Raw genomic sequence first — 17,897 nt, forward strand, 5'->3', positions numbered from 1 at the left:
GTCTCGGCTGCGAACTGGTCGCCGTCGCCGTGTCGGGCGGGGCGCCGGCGTCGGCCGCCGTCGAGCGTGTCGCGGCGGCTCTCGCGGAGGCGGGGTTGCCGGCCGACGGCACCGCGGCACCGGCGATCGACTTCGCCCAACGCGCCGGGGTGCCGGTGGCCGCGCTGCTGCGGGCGGAGGCACGTGAGGTGCGTCGCGACGCCCAGGCCGCAGTGCGGATGCGGATCGCCGCGCTCGGCACCCGCCTGCTGCTCCCGCTCGGGCTGTGCGTGCTTCCGGCGTTCGTCGCGCTCGGTGTCGCGCCCCTCCTGCTGGCGATGATCGGCTCGACCCTCGACGTGCTGTGACTGCTCTTCGTCATAGCGGGTTCTCTGACCCCGGGGAACCTCGCGCGTGGGGTTCCCTGGGGTCGCAACACCCTCTCGCGAGGGAAGTCGGGCCGGGACGCGGCGCGTCCTGCACAGGCTCGGCACGGTCTGGATCCGGTCATCCTTCGAGCTGGCGGGACGCCGTCGACGGGGCGGCGCGCACGCTGGACGTGCTCGTGCCCCGGAGCCCGCGAGAGCGGGAGAGTAAGAGGTACGTGATGCGTCAGAGGATTCAGCGGATGGCGGCGCGGCTGCGTGATGACGCCGGTGCAGCGACGGCGGAGTACGCGATCGTCATCATGGCGGCCGTCGGGTTCGCCGGGCTGCTCGTGGTCATCCTGCGGTCGGGCGAGGTGCAGGCGATCCTGACCGATCTCGTGCAGCGCGCGCTCAACTCGGCCGGATGACCGGCGGCGGGTGGCGGGGCGATCGGGGGAGCGCGACCGCCGAGTTCGCGCTCGCGTTCCCCGCGGTGCTCGGCGTCGTCGCGCTGCTCCTCGGCGGCGTGCAGGTCACCGCGCTCCAGGTGCGGGTGCAGGATGCTGCGGCCGACGCCGCCCGCGGTCTCGGGCGCGGCGACTCGGCGTCGGCGGTGGCGGCGCGGCTCGAGCGCCAGGTGCCGGGTGCGGGGTTGAGCGACTGGGCCGACGGCGACCTGCGCTGTGTGCGGGTCGAGGTGGCTCCGATCGGCCCGGTAGCCGTGCTCGGCCTGAGGGCGAGGGCGGGAGCGTGCGCCCTCGACGACCGGCCGTAGCGGGGGAGCGCGGCTCGGGCGGCATCCTCGCCCTCACCGCGCTCGCGATGCTGACCGTGCTGACCCTCGCGGCAGTGGGGGTCGGCTCGGCGCTCGCCGCCCGTCAGCGCGTGATCGCGGCCGCCGACGCCGGCGCGCTCGCCGCGTCGGACACCGCGCTCGGCATCCTCCCGGGGGTTCCGTGCGAGGCGGCCCGGACGGTCGTCGCGTCGTACGGCGCGACGGTCGCCCGGTGCGAGGTCGACGGGGTGGTCGCCACGGTCGTGGTGTCGGCGCCGATCGCGGGTGTCACGGTGACGGCGACCGCCCGCGCGGGCCCGCCGCCTGGGGCTAACTGACCGGAACTTCGAGGTGCTTGTCGAGGTCGAACTCGCCGGCGAGCGCCGCGGCGTCGATCTGCTCCTGGTTCGGCAGCGACGGGGTGCCGTGGGTGTGGAAGGTCGGGATGGTCTTCGCTCCCCACGCCTGGCCCTTCGCCCGCTCGGCCTGAGTCCACTCGACGACCGGCCAGTCCGGGTCCATCAGCAGCCGGGCGCCGGCGTTGGCGAACTCGATGCGGTTGCCCCCGGGCTCCCAGACGTAGAGGAAGAAGGTCTGGTTGATCGCGTGCTTGTAGGGCCCGTACTCGATGTGGATGCCGTTCTCCAGGAAGATGTCCGCCGCCTTGAGGATGTCCTCGCGGGTGTCGGTCGCGAACGCGAAGTGGTGGAACCGGGCCTTCGCGCCCGAGAAGTCCGCGGAGTACACGACGTCGTACGACTTCTGCGCGAAGCGGAACCACCAGGCTCCGAAGCCGCCGTCGTCGAGGCGGACCCGCTCGGATTCGCGGCTGCGCATCACGTCGCGCCAGAACTCGCCGTTCGCGTTCACGTCGGAGCACAGGTAGTTGATGTGGTCCATGCGGCGGGTGTTGACGCCCCGGCCCGGGAACCTCGACGCCTGGTTCTTCAGCGCGGGCCGGTCGAGCTCGTCGGGCACGTAGAGCTCGGTGTCGTAGTGGATCGCCATCGCGTGGCCGTCGGGATCGGTGAAGGCGAAGCTGCGGCCGATGCCGACCTCGGGGTCGCGCCAGCCGAGCCCGAGCCCGGCATCCGTGATCGCCGCCACCTTGCGGTCGAGGGCTTCCTGGCTGGTCGCACGGAACATCGTGCGTCCGACCCCGTTGGTGTCGGACCGGGTGAGCTTCACCGTGTAGTTCTGGTACTCGTCCCAGCAGCGCAGGTACGCCGACTCCGACGTCTCGGCGACGACCCGCATCGCGCAGAGTTCGGAGAAGAACCAGAGGCTCTCGTCGAACTTCGGAGTGAACAACTCGACCTGTCCCATGTGTGCGAGGTCGTTGTTGGCGGGGTCGGACATCAGCGTCTCCTTCGGGAATGTGACAGTTCGGAGATTAGGACGGAGCTCCCCGTCGTCGGCAGGACCAAAGTCCCTACGTCGATAGTGATGCCGGTGGAACCGTGGAGCCGTCACGACGACACCCGTTCGACGAGGAGGCCGACATGTCCCGAACCCTGCGCACCCGAGTGGCGATCGTGGGGGCCGGCCCCGCCGGGCTCCTGCTCTCGCAGCTGCTCGCCAACGACGGCATCGAGTCCGTCATCGTCGATCAGCGCACGCGCGCCGACATCGAGGGCACGGTGAAGGCCGGCACGCTCGAGTACGGCACGGTGCAGTTCCTCATCCAGTCCGGCTCCACGCCGCACGCCGCGACCGTCGCGGAACGCCACGACGGCATCGAGGTCTGGTTCGACGGCGAACCCCACCGGCTCGACTTCCCGGCGCTGACCGGCCGGCACGCGTACCTGTACCCCCAGCACTCGGTGCTCATCGACCAGATCGCGACGCGGCTCGGCGCCGGTCAGGACCTGCGGTTCGAGACCACCGCCGTCGCCGTCATCGACAGCGACCAGCCGGTGCTCCGCGTCCAGGATGCCGAGGGCGCCTACGACATCGTGTGCGACTTCCTCGTCGGCGCCGATGGGGCGCGGTCGATCGTGCGTCCGGTCGTGACCGGCTCCTCGCACGGCGGCTACTTCCGCGAGTACCCGTACGCGTGGTTCGGCATCCTCGCGGCGACGACCCGGGTGTCGAAGGAGCTGATGTACTCGGCGTCGCCCGACGGATTCGCCCTCATCAGCCAGCGCACCGACACGCTGCAGCGCCTGTACTTCCAGTGCGATCCCGAGACCGACCCCGACGCCTTCACCGAGGCGGAGTTGTGGGCCGAGCTGCAGCGGCGGATCCCGGGCAAGACCCTGCAGCAGGGGCCGATCACGCGGCGCGACGTGTTGCGGTTCCGCAGCTTCGTGGCGAGCACGCTGCGCCGCGGCCGGATCGCGATCGTCGGCGACGCGGCGCACACGGTTCCGCCGACCGGGGCGAAGGGGATCAACATGGCGGTCGCCGACGTCGTGCTTCTCGCGGGCAGCCTCCGCGAGCTGCTGCTGTACGGCGACGAGCGCCCGATCGACGGGTTCAGCGACCGGGCGATGAAGCGGATCTGGTCGTCGCAGCACTTCTCCTGGTGGATGACGAGCATGACCCACCGCGCCCCCGACGCCGACGAGTTCGATCGGCACCGCCAGCTCGGCGAGCTGCGCACGCTGTTCTCGTCGGAGGGCGGTCGGCGCTATCTCGCGGAGTACTACGTGGGGTGGCCGTTCGAGACCGTCGACGGGATCTGGTCGGCACCGCTTCCCGCTGTCGCGGCCTGAGCCTCGTTCGTCCGCGCCGTCACCCCGGGTGGGACGCTGACGGCCAAGCCCGGTCTTCGTGTGTAGGGTGTGCTCCGGACAGAAGGAGAACCGTGCCCGAGTCGAAGACCGCCGGACGCATCCTGGTCATCGTGGAGTCGCCCGCCAAGGCGAAGACGATCGGCCAGTACCTCGGCGACGGCTTCGAGGTGCTCGCCTCGGTCGGCCACATCCGCGATCTGGTGGAGCCGAAGAACCTCCCGCCGGAGCTGAAGAAGGGGTCGCTGGGCAAGTTCTCGATCGACGTCGAGAACGGCTTCGCTCCCTATTACGTGGTCAGCGAAGAGAAGAAGCGCACGGTCGCCGACCTCAAGAAGGCGCTGAAGAACGCCGACGCGCTCTACCTCGCGACAGATGAGGACCGCGAGGGCGAAGCCATCGCGTGGCACCTGCTGGATGAGCTCAAGCCCAAGGTCCCGGTCAAGCGCATGGTGTTCCACGAGATCACCCAGGAAGCCATCCAGCGTGCGCAGGAGAACACCCGCGACATCGACACCGCGCTCGTCGACGCGCAGGAGACCCGCCGCATCCTCGACCGTCTCTACGGCTTCGAGGTCAGCCCGGTGCTCTGGCGCAAGGTCGGTCCGGGCCTGTCCGCCGGCCGGGTGCAGTCGGCCGCCACCCGGCTCGTCGTCGACCGGGAGCGCGAACGGCTCGCCTTCGTCTCCGCCGTCTACTGGGATCTCACCGCCGAACTCGGGCACGAGAAGGAGACCTTCCAGGCGAAGATGGTGCGCCTCGACGGCAAGCGCATCGCTTCCGGCCGCGACTTCGACGACCGCGGCGTGCTCACCGGCGACGTGGTGGCGCTCGACGAGGCCGCCGCCGAGAAGCTGGCCTCCGCCCTGCGCGCCGACACGGCATCCTTCGCGGTCACCAACCTCGAGACCAAGCCCTACACGCGCCGTCCCGCCGCGCCGTTCACCACGAGCACCCTCCAGCAGGAGGCCGCGCGCAAGCTGCGGTTCTCGGCCCGCCAGACGATGAGCGTCGCGCAGGGGCTCTACGAGAACGGCCACATCACCTATATGCGCACCGACTCGCCGAACCTGTCGCAGCAGGCGGTGGATGCGGCGCGCAACCAGGCGGCGCAGTTGTACGGCGCCGAGACGGTTCCCGAGAAGCCGCGCGTCTACACCGGCAAGAGCAAGAACGCGCAGGAGGCCCACGAAGCCATCCGCCCGGCCGGGGACGTCTTCAAGACCCCCGCCGAATTGAGCACGGTGCTGCGCGGCAACGACTTCAAGCTGTACGACCTGATCTGGAAGCGCACGGTCGCCTCGCAGATGGCCGACGCCCGCGGCTCGACGGCATCCGTCACGATCGCCGGACAGACCGAGGATGCCGGGACGCCTGAGTTCACCGCATCCGGCACCGTCATCACCTTCCGGGGCTTCCTCGCCGCCTATGAGGAAGGCAAGGACGAGGCCCGCGACCCCGAGGCCAAGACGGACGACGACGAGAAGCGCCTGCCGAACCTGACGATCGGCGAGGTGCTCACCCTCGAGCAGCTGGAGGCGAAGGGTCACGAGACCTCCCCGCCGCCGCGCTACACCGAGGCGAGCCTCGTGAAGACGCTCGAAGAGCTGGGGATCGGCCGTCCGTCGACGTTCGCGAGCATCATCTCGACGATCATCGACCGCGGCTACGTCACCCCGCGCGGCACGGCCCTCGTGCCGAACTGGATCGCGTTCAGCGTCGTGCGGTTGCTCGAAGACCACTTCGCGGATCTCGTGCAGTACGACTTCACCGCCGAGATGGAGGAGGACCTCGACCGCATCGCCGGCGGCGAGGAGAGCCGCGTCGACTGGCTCACCGGCTTCTACTTCGGCAACGCCACCCACCGCGGCCTGCGCACGGTCGTCGACAACCTCGGTGAGATCGACGCGCGCGACATCAACTCGGTGAAGCTCGCCGGCGACATCACGCTGCGCATCGGCAAGTACGGCCCCTACCTCGAGACGCCCGACCCGGAGTCGGCCGACGGCACGCCGCGCCGCGTCAACGTGCCGCCGGAGCTGGCCCCCGACGAACTCACCCCCGCGAAGGCGAAGGAGCTCATCGAGGCGCCTGTCGTCGGCGACCGCATCCTCGGGGTGAACCCCGAGACCGGCAAGCAGATCGCGGCGAAGGACGGCCGGTACGGACCCTATGTGACCGAGCTCGAACCCGAGCCGGAGCCCGCGCCCGAGCCGGCGCCCGTCGCCGAAGCTGCTCCCGGCGAGAAGCCGAAGCGGGCCCCCGCGAAGAAGAAGACGCCCGCGGTGAAGCCGCGCACGGCATCCCTCTTCAAGTCGATGGACCCGATGACGGTCGACCTCGAGACCGCGCTCAAGCTGCTGAGCCTGCCGCGCGTCGTCGGGCAGGATCCCGAGACCGGGGTCGACATCACGACGCAGAACGGGCGCTACGGTCCGTACCTGAAGAAGGGCACCGACTCGCGTTCGCTCGAGTCGGAAGAGCAGATCTTCGACCTCACGCTCGACAAGGCCCTCGAGATCCTCGCGTCTCCGAAGTACGGCGCCGCCCGCACCTCGAGCGCGCTCAAGGAGTTCGACGCCGACCCCGAGTCGGGCAAGCCGATCCGCATCCGCGACGGCCGGTTCGGGGCGTACGTCACCGATTCGATCACCAACGTCACGATCCCGCGCGGTGAGGACATCGAGTCGATCGACTTCGAGCGGGCGGTGCAGATGCTCGCCGACAAGCGTGCGAAGGGTCCGGTCGTCAAGAAGAAGCCCGCTGCCCGTCGCGCTCCCGCGAAGAAGAAGTAGGCCCGCCTCGCCCGCCCTCGCGGGTTGAGTGCCGGCGCAGCCGGTGTATCGAAACCGCCCCCGGGCAACTCGTCGGCTGGGTTTCGATACACCCGCGCGATGCGCGGGCACTCAACCCGCGGTGGGGGCGGTGCCACCTACGCTGTGGGTATGAGCTGGGACGACCTCACCGGGCAGGCCGAGGCCGTCGCGCAGCTCCGTGCCGCGGCCGCCGGTGACGGCCTCACGCACTCGTGGCTCCTCACCGGGCCTCCTGGGTCCGGGCGCTCGGTGCTGGCGTACGCCTTCGCGTCGGCGCTGATCGCGCGTCCCGGCGACGAGGAGGCCACCGACGCGCAGGTCGAGGCCCGCACGCATCCCGACCTCGGCGTGCTGAGCACGGAGGGCGTCACGATCCTGCGCAAGGACGTGAAGGACTTCGTCACCCAGAGCTACTTCTCGCCGTCGGTGGGCCGCTACCGCGTCATGGTGATCGAGGATGCCGACCGCATGGCCGAGCTCTCCAGCAACGTGCTGCTGAAGGCGCTCGAGGAACCGCCGCCGCGCACCATCTGGATCCTCTGCGCGCCGAGCGACGCCGACCTGCTGCCGACCGTGCGCAGCCGTGTGCGCACGGTGCGACTGCGGGTGCCCGCCGTCGACGAGGTCGCCGAGCTGATCTCCCGCCGCGACGGCATCAGCCTGCCCGACGCGACCCGCGCCGCGCGCGAGGCGCAGAGCCACATCGGGATGGCGCATCGCCTCGCGACGAACGCCGAGGCGCGCACGCGGCGGGCCCGCACCCTCGAGCTCGCGCTCGGCATCCGCAGCGTGTCGGGGGCCGTGCTCGCGGCCGCCGAGTTGCTCGAGGTCGCCGGGGCCGACGCGAAGGCGATCACCGAGGAACGCGACGCCGAGGAGCGCGAGTCGGCCCTGCGCTCGCTCGGCATCGAACCGGGTGGCACGGTCCCCCCGGGCCTGCGCGCGCAGTTGAAGAGCCTCGAAGAGGATCAGAAGCGCCGGGCCACGCGGTCGCTGCGCGACGGGCTCGACCGCATCCTGGTCGATCTGCTGTCGCTGTACCGCGACATCCTGCTACTGCAGTTGGGGGTGGGCAGCGATCCGGTGAATCTCGCCATCTACTCCGCACTGGAGGCCGCGGCCCGGGCGACCACGCCGGCTGCGACGCTCGCCACCCTCGACGCCATCACCGAGGCGCGCACGCGCATCGAAGGCAACGTCGCTCCCGCTCTCGCTCTCGAGGCGATGCTGATCACCGCGGTGCGCGACGCCGCGCCGTCGCGATAGGACCCGATGAAACGCCTCGCTCTCGCCCTGGTCGGCGCCGTCGCCGTGACCACCCTCCTCTCCGGATGCCTCCAGTGGTTCCAGCCGCCGACCATCGAGTCGACGTCGCAGCCCACGAACGAGGAGGTCGCCGCCGACCTCGTCGAGTACTACCACCAGGTGCTCACCTGGCAGTCCTGCGGCGGCGGGCTGCTGTGCACGACCGCGCGCGCCCCGATGGACTGGGCGAACCCGGCGGAGGCCGAGATCGAGCTCGCGCTCGTGCGGCACCCGGCGACCGGTACGAAGCTCGGTTCGCTGCTGGTGAACCCCGGCGGCCCCGGAGGATCCGGCTACGACTTCGTCTACGACAGCGTCGACTACGCGACGAGCGCGACGCTGCAGGGCAGCTACGACATCGTCGGCTTCGACCCCCGCGGGGTCGGGCGCTCCTCGGCCGTCTCCTGCTACGACGACCCCGCGTTCCTCGACACGTTCAACTACGGCGACGGCACGACCGACGAGGCCGGCCCGATCGGGTCGGACGCCTGGATCGCCGATCTCGCCGAGTCGAACGCCGAGTTCGCGGCGGCCTGCCTGGAGTTCACCGGTCCGCTGCTGCAGTTCGTCGACACCGTCAGCGCGGCCCGTGACCTCGACCTGCTGCGGGCGGTGCTCGGCGACGAGAAGCTCAACTTCCTCGGCTACTCGTACGGCACGTTCCTCGGTGCCACCTACGCCGACCTCTACCCGCAGAACACCGGGCACCTCGTGCTCGATGGGGCGATCGACCCGTCGACGACCGACTTCGAGGTGACGAAGACGCAGGCCGTGGGCTTCGAGAGCGCGTTCCGGGCCTACCTCGAGGACTGCGTCACGCGCGAGGCGTGCCCGTTCGGCGGAACGGTCGACGACGCGATGGTGCAGACCGGCGAGCTGCTGGGCGCCCTCAACGAGGATCCGATCCGCGCCCCCGACGGCCGGCTGCTCTGGGGCGGCACGATGTTCATCGCGATCATCCTGCCCCTCTACAACCAGGAGAGCTGGCCGTTCCTCGACGACTTGTTCACCGAGGTCGCCGCGGGGGACACCACGACCGCGTTCTTCCTCGCCGACAACTACAACGGCCGCAACTCCGACGGCACCTACCGCGACAACTCGACGGAGGCGTTCATCTCGATCAACTGCCTCGACTACGAGAGCGTGGTGACGAACGACACGATGCGCGCCGAGGCGGCGTCGCTCGCCGAGGCGGCGCCGATCTTCGGGCCGGTGATGTCGTACGGCGGCACGCTGTGCGAGTCCTGGCCGTTCCCGCCGACGCGGCAGCGCGTCGACATCGTCGCGGAGGGCTCGGCCGACATCCTCGTGCTCGGCACGACGAACGACCCGGCGACGCCCTACGTCTGGGCGGTGGCGCTCGCCGATCAGTTGGAGAACGGGCACCTCGTCACGTACGAGGGTGAGGGCCACACGGCGTATACGACGGGCAATCCGTGCGTGCAGGGCGTCGTCGACGCCTTCTTCATCGACGACGTGGTGCCGTCGGACGACCCGCGGTGCTGATCCCGGGTCGGTGCAAGTTTGCAGGTGGTGCAATAAAATAGCCGGATGACGTCTCCCGCCGAGCCCGGCCTGCGCGAGCGCAAACGCCTCGCGACGCGACGCGCGATCCAGCACGCCGCACTGCGGGTGGTGCGCGAGCGGGGGCTCGACGCGGCCACGGTCGACGAGATGGCCCGTCTCGCCGACGTCTCGCCGCGCACCTTCTTCAACTACTTCCCCTCGAAAGAGGATGCGATCCTCGGCGACGTGCCGACCCTCGAGGGCAACCCGGCGGTCGAGTGGTTCATCGCCGACCGGGGACCGGTGCTGCGCGGGCTCGGTCGGGTGATCGTGGAGGGGTCGCACGCCCTTCTGGCCGACGCCGAACTCGTCGCCGAACGGCGGGCGCTCAGCAAGATCCATCCCGAGCTGGGGGTGCGGCGGATGGCGAACGTGCACCGCTACGAGCAGGAACTCACCGACCTCGTGCAGCGTCGCCTGCAGGCCGAACACCCGGAGCTGTCGGCATCCGAAGCCCTCGACCGCGCCCGCTTGGCCGCGCTCACCGGATTCTCGTTCATCCGCCACGCCTGGTTCTCGTGGCTGGACCATCCCGATGCCTCGCCCGGGCTGCCGGAACTCGTCGAGCGCTCGTTCGAACAGGGGGCGGAACTGATCGCGTCGACCCGACCGCCCGGCGTCGGCTAAGCTTCTCGACGGTTCCCGGCCACGCCGGGTCCGCCGCCCTAGCTCAGTCGGCAGAGCATCTCACTCGTAATGAGAAGGTCAAGGGTTCGATTCCCTTGGGCGGCTCCACCTGAATCCCTCGCCGTAAGGCGTTTCGTGCCCCCAGTTCGCGGGGAGACCCCGTGGTAATAGGTCTTTGGGCCTTGTCACCCGCATCCGCGGGGGCGTAGCGTCCTCTTCACGGCGCAAGATGCGCCTCGACGCAATGGTCCGGGGGGACCGCGTCTACGGGTCGGGGGGCCCGAGAACATGAAGCGTTCACTTTTCCTGGGGGCCGTTTTCACGACGGTCATGGTTCTCGTGCTGCCGTTCGTCGGCGGTGGGGGACCTTCCTTCCTGACGCCCGCGAATGCCGCGCCCGCCGTGGCCGCTCCGGTCGCGCGGGCGTCGCTCTTCGTCGACACGTCAGCCGTCGTGCTCGACGCCGCCGCCGAGGTCATCGACGTCGAGGCGTCGGCCGAGGCGACCTTGACGGTCGACACCGAGCACCTGGCCCAGAAGCCGGTGCCGAAGCCGCTTCCGCCGGTCTCGGCGGCCGGGAAGGCGAGCGGCACCAGCGAGCGTCGCGCCGCGCTCCAGGCGCAGGGCCTGTCCTGCCCCGGCAACGTCGGCGGTGGTGTCGGGGGTGCGCCCGGGCGCGTCTCCGGCGGTGGCGTGCAGGGCACGACCTCGGACGACCTCGCCTCCTTCGCGGCGGCCTACAACTCGATCCGCGTCGCGAACTGCCTGCAGCCCATCCCGATGTCGAACTTCCGCTACGACTCCTGCATGGAGGACCGGCTGTTCTGGATGGCCGAGGACCCGAGCACCGACCCGGCCAGCGCCTGGGGCCACATGGGTTCGGTCCGCTCCGACGGCGTCCCGTCCTACGGCTGCGATGGCAACCTCGCCGGCGGTTCCGGTAACACCGGGGCGACCGTCGCGCAGAAGTGGTGGAACTCCACCGGCCACCGCAACTCGCTCTACCGTCCGAGCTCCGGCATCGGCGGCGTGTGCATCTACTTCGCGATGACCCACGGCGGCGTGCCGAACGAGCCGTACAGCTTCACCCGCGCCGCGGCGCGCTGGGGAGGCTGCTGAGACCCCCCGAAGAAGACGGCGTCGGAGGTCTCTCACACGCCGCATCCGGAACGGGTCTGGATGCGGCGGGTGTGAGCCCTCCGGCGCCGTTCCCCTCTCCGGGTGCCGCATCGGAGGGTCGCCTATCATGGCTGGGTGACCGACGAGCAGCCGATCTCGCGCCGCGCGGCCCGCGAAGCCGCGGCCCCGGCGCCCCGGCGGGGTTCCCGCTCGAAGCCCGCGAACTCTGACGGCGAAGCGCCCGAGGGTGGCGAGCGTCGCGGTCTCGGAGCCTTCTTCGCGAAGCACCCGACGGGCTGGCTGATCGGGGCGATCGCCGTCGTCTTCGTGCTGCTCGGCACCGGCGCGGTGTTCGCCGGGGTCTCGGTGGGCTCCGCGCAGGCGGTCGTGCCGACGGCGACGCCGACCCCGGAACCCCCGCGGGACGTGCCGGAGGGCGACCTCGTCGCCAGCCGGCTCCGCACCTGCTCGATCGCGGCCCAGGCGACGGATCCGCGGCTCATGGCACTCTCCGGCTACGTCGTGCGCGTCGACACCGGCGAGGTGCTCTTCGACCGGGCCGGCACGACCCCGGCCCGCACCGCGAGCGTGCTGAAGATCCTCACCGCCGCAGCCGCGCTGGCGGCCCTCGGCCCGGACTTCCAGATCACGACCTCGGTGTATCCGGGCAGTCAGGCCGGTTCCCTCGTGCTCGTCGGCCGCGGCGACGCGACGCTGAGTCGACTTCCCGCCGGGCAGGAGAGCGTCTACAAGGGGGCGCCGAAGCTCAGCGATCTCGCCGCCCAGGTGCTCGCGAACTACACCGCGGATGCGCCGATCACGAGCCTCGTGCTCGACGCGACCTACTGGTCGGCGGCCGACAAGTGGGATCCGGCCTGGAAGCGCTCCGAGCAGACCCAGGGCTACCACTCCGAGGTGACCGCTCTTCAGGTGGACGGTGACCGCGCCAACCCGGCGACGCAGGACAGCCCGCGCAGCACCGACCCGATCGGCCGCGCCGGACAGTGGTTCCTCGAGGCGCTCCGCGCCGCCGACACCGAGGGCGAGCTCGCCGACGAGGTGACGATCACGACCGGGGCGGCCGTCAACACGTCCTCACCGCTCGGTGAGGTGCGGTCTCAGCCGATCCGCACGATCATCGACTACATGCTCAAGGTGAGCGACAACACGATGGCCGAGATGCTCGCCCGCATCACGTCGAAGCAGTCCGCGCTCAACGGGTCTGCGGCATCCCTTCAGCAGGCCATCCCCAGTGCGCTCTTCGACAAGTACGCGCTTCCGCAGACCGGTTTGACGATCAAGGACGGTTCCGGGCTCAGCGAGTTCAACGCGGTGCCGCCGGCCGCGGTCACTCAGCTGCTCGTCGCGATGAACAGCGGCTCCTATCCGGAGTTGTCGGTGCTGCGCGACGGCCTCCCTGTCGCCGGGCAGTCCGGCACCTTGGCGGGACGGTTCACCGGCGACAACGCCGTCGCGCGGGGCAAGGTGTTCGCGAAGACCGGGTGGATCGACACCTCGTACTCGCTCGCCGGCCTCGTGCAGAACGCCGACGGCACGGTCTTCGCCTTCGCGTTCTACGCGATCGGCGACGGCATCCAAAGCAACGCCCGCGCCGCCCTCGACACCCTCACCGCCGGGGTCTACAACTGCGGCGACAACCTCTCGAACAACTGACCGCTCCCGACAGATCGGAGGCGCCATGCGCGCTCTCTTCATCATCGACGTGCAGAACGACTTCACCGAGGGCGGTGCGCTCGGGGTGACCGGCGGCGCCGCCGTCGCGGAGGGCATCACCGAGTACCTGCGGGCGAACCCGGGCGCGTACGACCTGGTGATCGCGAGCCGGGACTGGCACGACGGCGACAACGACAACGGCGGGCACTTCGCGGCCGCTGAGTCCGGTGAGCAGGGCCCCGACTTCGTCGACACCTGGCCGCGGCACTGCGTCGCCGAGACGACGGGCGCCGCGTACCACCCCGCTCTCGACACCTCGCTTGTCGACGTGCACGTGAAGAAGGGGCAGGGTGTGCCGGCGTACTCGATCTTCGAAGGGGTCACCGACGACGGCGACGACCTGATCGACCTGCTCGACGAGAAGGGCGTGGATGTCGTCCACGTCGCCGGGATCGCCACCGACTACTGCGTGCTGGCCTCCGCCCGCGACGCGCTGGATGCCGGCCGCGAGGTCGCGGTGCTGACCGACCTGGTCGCCGGGGTCGCCCCGGAGTCGTCGAAGGCGGCCCTCGGCGAACTCGCGGCGGCGGGGGCCGAACTGCTGGCGACCGGTACGGCAGAATAGGGATCATGGCCGCCCAACTGCTCATGGTCGGAGCCGTTCTCGGCGCGATCGTCATCGCCGTGCTGTTCACGATCACCGTCTTCTTCGGCGGCCTGTAGTCGCACCCTCTGGCCCCCTCGCGGGTTGAGTGCCGCGTAGCGGTGTATCGAAACCCGACCGACGGCAACCCGGGGTGGGTTTCGATACACCGGGCTACGCCCGGCACTCAACCCGCGGACAGGTCCAGATCCTGCGAGATGGCGGCGGCGGCGTGCTGCATCGCGGGGAGGAGGCGCAGGGCCTGCTCGGTGGCGTCTTCGGCGGATGCCGGCATCGACACGTTGATCGCGGCGACGACGGTTCCGCCGCGGGTGACCGGCACGGCCAGCGCCCGCAGACCGTCTTCGAGCTCCCCGTCGATCAGCGACCACCCCTGCTCGGCGACGCGTGAGAGTTCATCCCGCAACGCGGACTCTGACACCTCGGTGCGCGGCGTGAACCGCGTCGGGGTGAAACCGTCGAAGTAGGTGTCACGCTCCTCGGCAGAGGCGAAGGCGAGCAGAACACGCCCCATCGAGGTCACATACGCCGGGAACCGCGTGCCGATCGTGATGCCCACCGACATGATGCGCCGGGTGGGCACGCGGGCGATGTAGACGATGTCGGTGCCGTCGAGGATGGAGGCCGACGACGACTCCCCGACCGCGTGCGAGAGCGCCTCGAGGTGCGGCTGCGCCACCTCCGGCAGCGACTGCGCCGACAGGTACGAGAACCCGAGTTCGAGCACGCGCGGGGTGAGTTCGAACAGTCCGTCGCGGAGCCGCACGTAGCCCTCGGTCTCGAGGGTCAGCAGAAAACGGCGAGCGGATGCCCGGGTCAGGTCGGTCGCGCGCGCGACGTCCGAGAGCGACAGCCGCGGTCGCTCGGCACCGAACACGCGGATGACCGCGAGCCCGCGCGCGAGCGACTGCACGTACGACGAGCCGTCGGGCTCCTGCACGACGGCTACCGCTCCAGAACGAGCGCGAGCCCCTGGCCGACGCCGATGCAGATCGTGACGACCGCGACCCCGCCGCCGCGACGCTTCAGTTCGTGCGACGCCCGCGCGATGAGCCGGCCGCCCGACGCCCCGAGCGGATGCCCGATCGCGATCGCGCCGCCGTTCATGTTGAGCTTCGCCGGGTCGAGCTCGGGCCACAGCTTCAGGCAGGCCAGGGTCTGCGACGCGAAGGCCTCGTTGAGCTCGACGAAGTCGACATCCGCCCAGGTGCGTCCCGCGCGGGCCAGCGCTCGGTTCGCGGCTTCGACCGGGGCGACCCCGAAGTACTGCGGCTCGTTGCCGGCGACGCCGCGGCCGGTGATGCGGGCGAGGGGTTCGGTGGCGAGGGCCCCTTCGGCTCCGAGCAGCACCATCGACGAGCCGTCGTTGAGCGGCGACGCGTTGCCCGCCGTGACGGAGCCGTCGGTGCTGAACGCCGGCTTCAGCCCGCCGAGGGCGTCGAGGGTGGTGTCGGCGCGGATCGACTCGTCGCGGCTCAGGTCGACCCCGGGCACCGCGACGATCTCGTCGTCGAAGAGACCCGCATCCCACGCCGCCGCCGCACGCTGGTGCGACTGCAGGGCGAAGGCATCCTGTTCCTCCCGCGAGATGGAGTACTTCTCGGCGAGCAGTTCGGCGCTCATGCCGAGCGGAATCGTCCACTCCGACGGCATCTTCGGGTTCACGAGCCGCCAGCCGAGCGTCGTCGAGACGAGGGTCTCGTTGCCGGCCGGGTAGGGCTTCTCGGGTTTGAGCAGCACGTAGGGCGCGCGGCTCATCGACTCGACGCCGCCGGCGATCATCACCTGCGCGTCGCCGACCTCGATCGCGCGGGACGCCTGGATGGCGGCATCCAGCCCCGACCCGCAGAGCCGATTGGTGGTGCTTCCGGGAACGGATGTCGGCAGCCCGGCGAGCAGCACGGCCATGCGGGCGACGTCACGATTGTCTTCCCCGGCCTGGTTGGCGTCGCCGAGGATGACGTCGTCGATGCGCGCGGGGTCGAAGCCCGGGTGGCGTTCGAGGAGGGCCTTCAACGTCGACGCGGCGAGGTCATCCGGTCGGATGCCCGCCAGCGCCTTGCCGTACCGGCCGAACGGCGTGCGCACGGCGTCGTAGATGTACGCGGCGGTCATCGGCAGAATCCGTTCGTTGAGCAGGCCGCACAGCGGCCGTGTCGAAACGCCATCAGTGCAGCTCCAATCCGGTGAGTTCTCTGAGCTCGTCAAGCGTGGTGCCGAACAGATCCAGCACCTTCGCGCCGTTTGGGCCCACCTCGATGACGGCACGGTCGGTGTAGACGCGGCTGACGCAGCCTTTGCCGGTCAAGGGGTACGAGCAAGCCGCCACCAGCTTGCTCGTACCGTCCTTGGTCAGCAGGTCGGTCATCACCCAGACCTGCTTCGCGCCGATGGCGAGATCCATGGCGCCGCCGACCGCCGGGATGGCGTCGGGTTCGCCGGTGTGCCAGTTGGCGAGGTCGCCGTTCACGCTGACCTGGAATGCGCCGAGCACGCAGACATCCAGGTGCCCACCGCGCATCATCGCGAACGAGTCGGCGTGGTGGAAGTACGCGGCCCCCGGCTCCGCGATCACCGGGATCTTGCCGGCGTTGATGAGGTCGGGGTCGATCTCGTCACCCTTCGCGGCGCGGCCCATGCCGAGGAGTCCGTTCTCGGTGTGCAGCGTCACGTCCTGCTCGGGGTCGAGGTGGTCGGCGACCAGCGTCGGCGCGCCGATGCCGAGGTTCACATAGGCGCCATACGGGATGTCGTGCGCCACCCGCTCGGCGAGTTCGTCTCTGTTCAGAGCTCTCGAGTTCACAGCCATGCGCGGTCTCCTACCTCGACGACCCGGTCGGTGTACAGCGCCGGGGTCACGATGCTCTCGGGGTCGAGGTCGCCGACCTCGACGATGCGGTCGACCTGGGCGACGGTGAGGGTCGCCGCGGTCGCCATCACGGGATTGAAGTTGCGGCTCGTCTCGCGGTACACGAGGTTGCCGAGCCGGTCGCCCTTGAACGCGCCGATCAGCGCGACGTCGCCCTTGATCGGTTCCTCTAGGACGTATTCACGCCCGTTGATGACTCGCGTCTCCTTGCCTTCGGCGAGGAGCGTGCCGACGCCGGTGGGGGAGAAGAAGCCGCCGATGCCGGCGCCGCCCGCGCGGATGCGTTCGGCGAGGTTGCCCTGCGGAACGACCTCGAGCTCGATCTTGCCCGCGCGGTACAGCTCGTCGAACACGTAGGAGTCGACCTGGCGGGGGAAGGAGCAGACGACCTTTCGCACCCGGCCAGCCTTGAGCAGCGCAGCGAGGCCGGTGTCGCCGTTGCCGGCGTTGTTGGCCACGATGGTCAGATCCTTCGTGCCGACCTCGAGCAGTCCGTCGATCAGCGCGATCGGCTGGCCCGCCAAACCGAAGCCTCCGACGAGCACCGTGGCGCCGTCGGGGATGCCCTCGAGGGCGGCAGCGACGTCGGGGACGATCTTCGTCCGCATTCGGATGTCCTCACCCGCTCGTTCGGGATGCGTACGAGCGTTCTCTTTGAGAACAGCATAACTCGGGTTCAACGTGGCTGCCTAGTCAAAAGTGGTTCGTAAATGCCATCATGAACCCATGAGTGACGACGCGGACAATGCAGAACCGGCAGAGGACGGCCCGCTTAAGCTGGAGCGGGCGGCGGTGGCCGGTGTCTTGGGCGAGTACACTCACAGCTTTGAATTCAGCGATGAACGCGATTTCGTCATCCTGTATGGGCCCAATGGAGTCGGTAAGACCAAGTTCCTCGAGACGATCCACGCGCTAATGCGGCTGGACGCGGCGAAGCTCCTTAGGCTGCCATTCGATCGCGCGGAGTTGGATTTTGCCGACGGAACGCGACTTAGCGCGCTAAAGCAACTCGAGCAAGGCCCGATCGACTTGAGTGAATTACCCGGCAAGGCTCGCGTTGCCATCATGTTCATCATCGAGCGCAAGGGGGTCGTCAAAGGTTCATGGCCGTATGCGCCGGGAAGCTTCGAGGAGTTCCTAATTGAAAGCACTTCCTGGGCGAACATTGGCGATGATCTTTGGGAGGACCAAGATGACGGCGAGGTAGCTCGGCTGAGTGATCTCGAATCCCGGTATCGCACACGTGTTCGCGAGGGGGGCAATCAATCGACACGGAAGCAAATGCCGGCGCCATTCTCCAATTTGCAGAGTCGTTTGAAGTCGCATCTGATCGAGACACAACGCCTGCGAATCGAGAACTACATTGATGCTTCGAATCCACGGCGCCGGCCAGGGTCTCC

The 17,897-nt window shown here is 69.7% G+C and carries 17 protein-coding genes, 1 tRNA gene and 1 pseudogene; 14 read left to right on the plus strand and 5 right to left on the minus strand.

Annotated elements, in window-relative coordinates; all coding sequences use genetic code 11:
* The 4 genes and pseudogenes from ACILQS_RS10770 to ACILQS_RS10785 all read left to right on the plus strand — a co-directional run.
* Positions 1-347: pseudogene (locus ACILQS_RS10770) on the plus strand (hypothetical protein); the annotation flags it as partial.
* Positions 348-586: 239 nt separating this feature from the next.
* A complete protein-coding gene (locus ACILQS_RS10775) occupies positions 587-775 on the plus strand; it encodes a DUF4244 domain-containing protein (RefSeq protein WP_395640126.1) in 189 nt (62 codons plus the stop codon).
* Entirely contained in the window at positions 772-1,122 is a 351-nt protein-coding gene (locus ACILQS_RS10780) for a TadE family type IV pilus minor pilin (protein WP_395640127.1), read from the plus strand. Before ACILQS_RS10775 ends, ACILQS_RS10780 begins: the two co-directional genes overlap by 4 nt.
* Positions 1,098-1,460, plus strand: a complete 363-nt coding sequence (locus tag ACILQS_RS10785) for an Rv3654c family TadE-like protein (protein ID WP_395640128.1) — start codon at positions 1,098-1,100, stop codon at positions 1,458-1,460. Before ACILQS_RS10780 ends, ACILQS_RS10785 begins: the two co-directional genes overlap by 25 nt.
* Here the strand turns inward: ACILQS_RS10785 and ACILQS_RS10790 are convergent.
* Positions 1,453-2,481, minus strand: coding sequence for a VOC family protein (locus tag ACILQS_RS10790; RefSeq protein WP_395640129.1), 1,029 nt, complete (start codon positions 2,479-2,481; stop codon positions 1,453-1,455). The genes ACILQS_RS10785 and ACILQS_RS10790 overlap by 8 nt on opposite strands.
* A 143-nt stretch (positions 2,482-2,624) precedes the next feature.
* Here ACILQS_RS10790 and ACILQS_RS10795 point away from each other — a divergent pair, with 143 nt between their 5' ends.
* The 9 genes from ACILQS_RS10795 (at position 2,625) to ACILQS_RS10835 (ending at position 13,589) form a co-directional block, all read left to right on the plus strand.
* Positions 2,625-3,839, plus strand: coding sequence for a 4-hydroxybenzoate 3-monooxygenase (locus ACILQS_RS10795; protein WP_395640130.1), 1,215 nt, complete (start codon positions 2,625-2,627; stop codon positions 3,837-3,839).
* Between the two features lie 92 nt (positions 3,840-3,931).
* On the plus strand, positions 3,932-6,652 hold the full coding sequence (topA, locus tag ACILQS_RS10800; protein WP_395640131.1) for a type I DNA topoisomerase: 2,721 nt from the start codon (positions 3,932-3,934) through the stop codon (positions 6,650-6,652).
* Positions 6,653-6,802: 150 nt separating this feature from the next.
* A complete protein-coding gene (locus ACILQS_RS10805) occupies positions 6,803-7,939 on the plus strand; it encodes a DNA polymerase III subunit delta' (RefSeq protein WP_395640132.1) in 1,137 nt (378 codons plus the stop codon).
* A 6-nt stretch (positions 7,940-7,945) separates the two neighbouring features.
* Positions 7,946-9,484: an alpha/beta hydrolase gene (locus tag ACILQS_RS10810; protein ID WP_395640133.1), complete on the plus strand. Its 1,539-nt coding sequence runs from the start codon at positions 7,946-7,948 to the stop codon at positions 9,482-9,484.
* 45 nt (positions 9,485-9,529) lie between these two features.
* On the plus strand, positions 9,530-10,171 hold the full coding sequence (locus ACILQS_RS10815) for a TetR family transcriptional regulator (RefSeq protein WP_395640134.1): 642 nt from the start codon (positions 9,530-9,532) through the stop codon (positions 10,169-10,171).
* Positions 10,172-10,203: 32 nt separating this feature from the next.
* Positions 10,204-10,279, plus strand: a tRNA-Thr gene (locus ACILQS_RS10820).
* Between the two features lie 180 nt (positions 10,280-10,459).
* Positions 10,460-11,290, plus strand: coding sequence for a hypothetical protein (locus tag ACILQS_RS10825; RefSeq protein WP_395640135.1), 831 nt, complete (start codon positions 10,460-10,462; stop codon positions 11,288-11,290).
* A gap of 135 nt (positions 11,291-11,425) precedes the next feature.
* The gene (gene dacB, locus ACILQS_RS10830; protein ID WP_395640136.1) at positions 11,426-12,964 is read left to right on the plus strand and encodes a D-alanyl-D-alanine carboxypeptidase/D-alanyl-D-alanine-endopeptidase; all 1,539 of its coding nucleotides are present in this window, start codon (positions 11,426-11,428) and stop codon (positions 12,962-12,964) included.
* 25 nt (positions 12,965-12,989) lie between these two features.
* A complete protein-coding gene (locus ACILQS_RS10835) occupies positions 12,990-13,589 on the plus strand; it encodes an isochorismatase family protein (RefSeq protein ID WP_395640137.1) in 600 nt (199 codons plus the stop codon).
* 205 nt (positions 13,590-13,794) lie between these two features.
* Here the strand turns inward: ACILQS_RS10835 and ACILQS_RS10840 are convergent, their stop codons facing one another.
* Genes ACILQS_RS10840 through ACILQS_RS10855 form a run of 4 tightly spaced genes read right to left on the minus strand, consistent with a single transcriptional unit; the run spans position 13,795 to position 17,105 of the window.
* The gene (locus ACILQS_RS10840; protein ID WP_395640138.1) at positions 13,795-14,568 is read right to left on the minus strand and encodes an IclR family transcriptional regulator C-terminal domain-containing protein; all 774 of its coding nucleotides are present in this window, start codon (positions 14,566-14,568) and stop codon (positions 13,795-13,797) included.
* Positions 14,569-14,573: 5 nt separating this feature from the next.
* Complete coding sequence (locus tag ACILQS_RS10845; RefSeq protein WP_395640139.1) at positions 14,574-15,743, minus strand: thiolase family protein; 1,170 nt, start codon at positions 15,741-15,743, stop codon at positions 14,574-14,576.
* A 52-nt stretch (positions 15,744-15,795) separates the two neighbouring features.
* Complete coding sequence (locus tag ACILQS_RS10850; RefSeq protein WP_395640140.1) at positions 15,796-16,437, minus strand: 3-oxoacid CoA-transferase subunit B; 642 nt, start codon at positions 16,435-16,437, stop codon at positions 15,796-15,798.
* Positions 16,428-17,105, minus strand: a complete 678-nt coding sequence (locus ACILQS_RS10855) for a 3-oxoacid CoA-transferase subunit A (RefSeq protein WP_395640141.1) — start codon at positions 17,103-17,105, stop codon at positions 16,428-16,430. The genes ACILQS_RS10850 and ACILQS_RS10855 overlap by 10 nt, the downstream gene beginning before the upstream one ends.
* Before the next feature lie 118 nt (positions 17,106-17,223).
* Here ACILQS_RS10855 and ACILQS_RS10860 point away from each other — a divergent pair.
* On the plus strand, positions 17,224-17,897 hold a 674-nt coding region (locus ACILQS_RS10860; protein WP_395640142.1), incomplete at its 3' end, for a hypothetical protein.

This window comes from Pseudolysinimonas sp., from assembly GCF_044239695.1.
Lineage (GTDB): Bacteria > Actinomycetota > Actinomycetes > Actinomycetales > Microbacteriaceae > Pseudolysinimonas_A.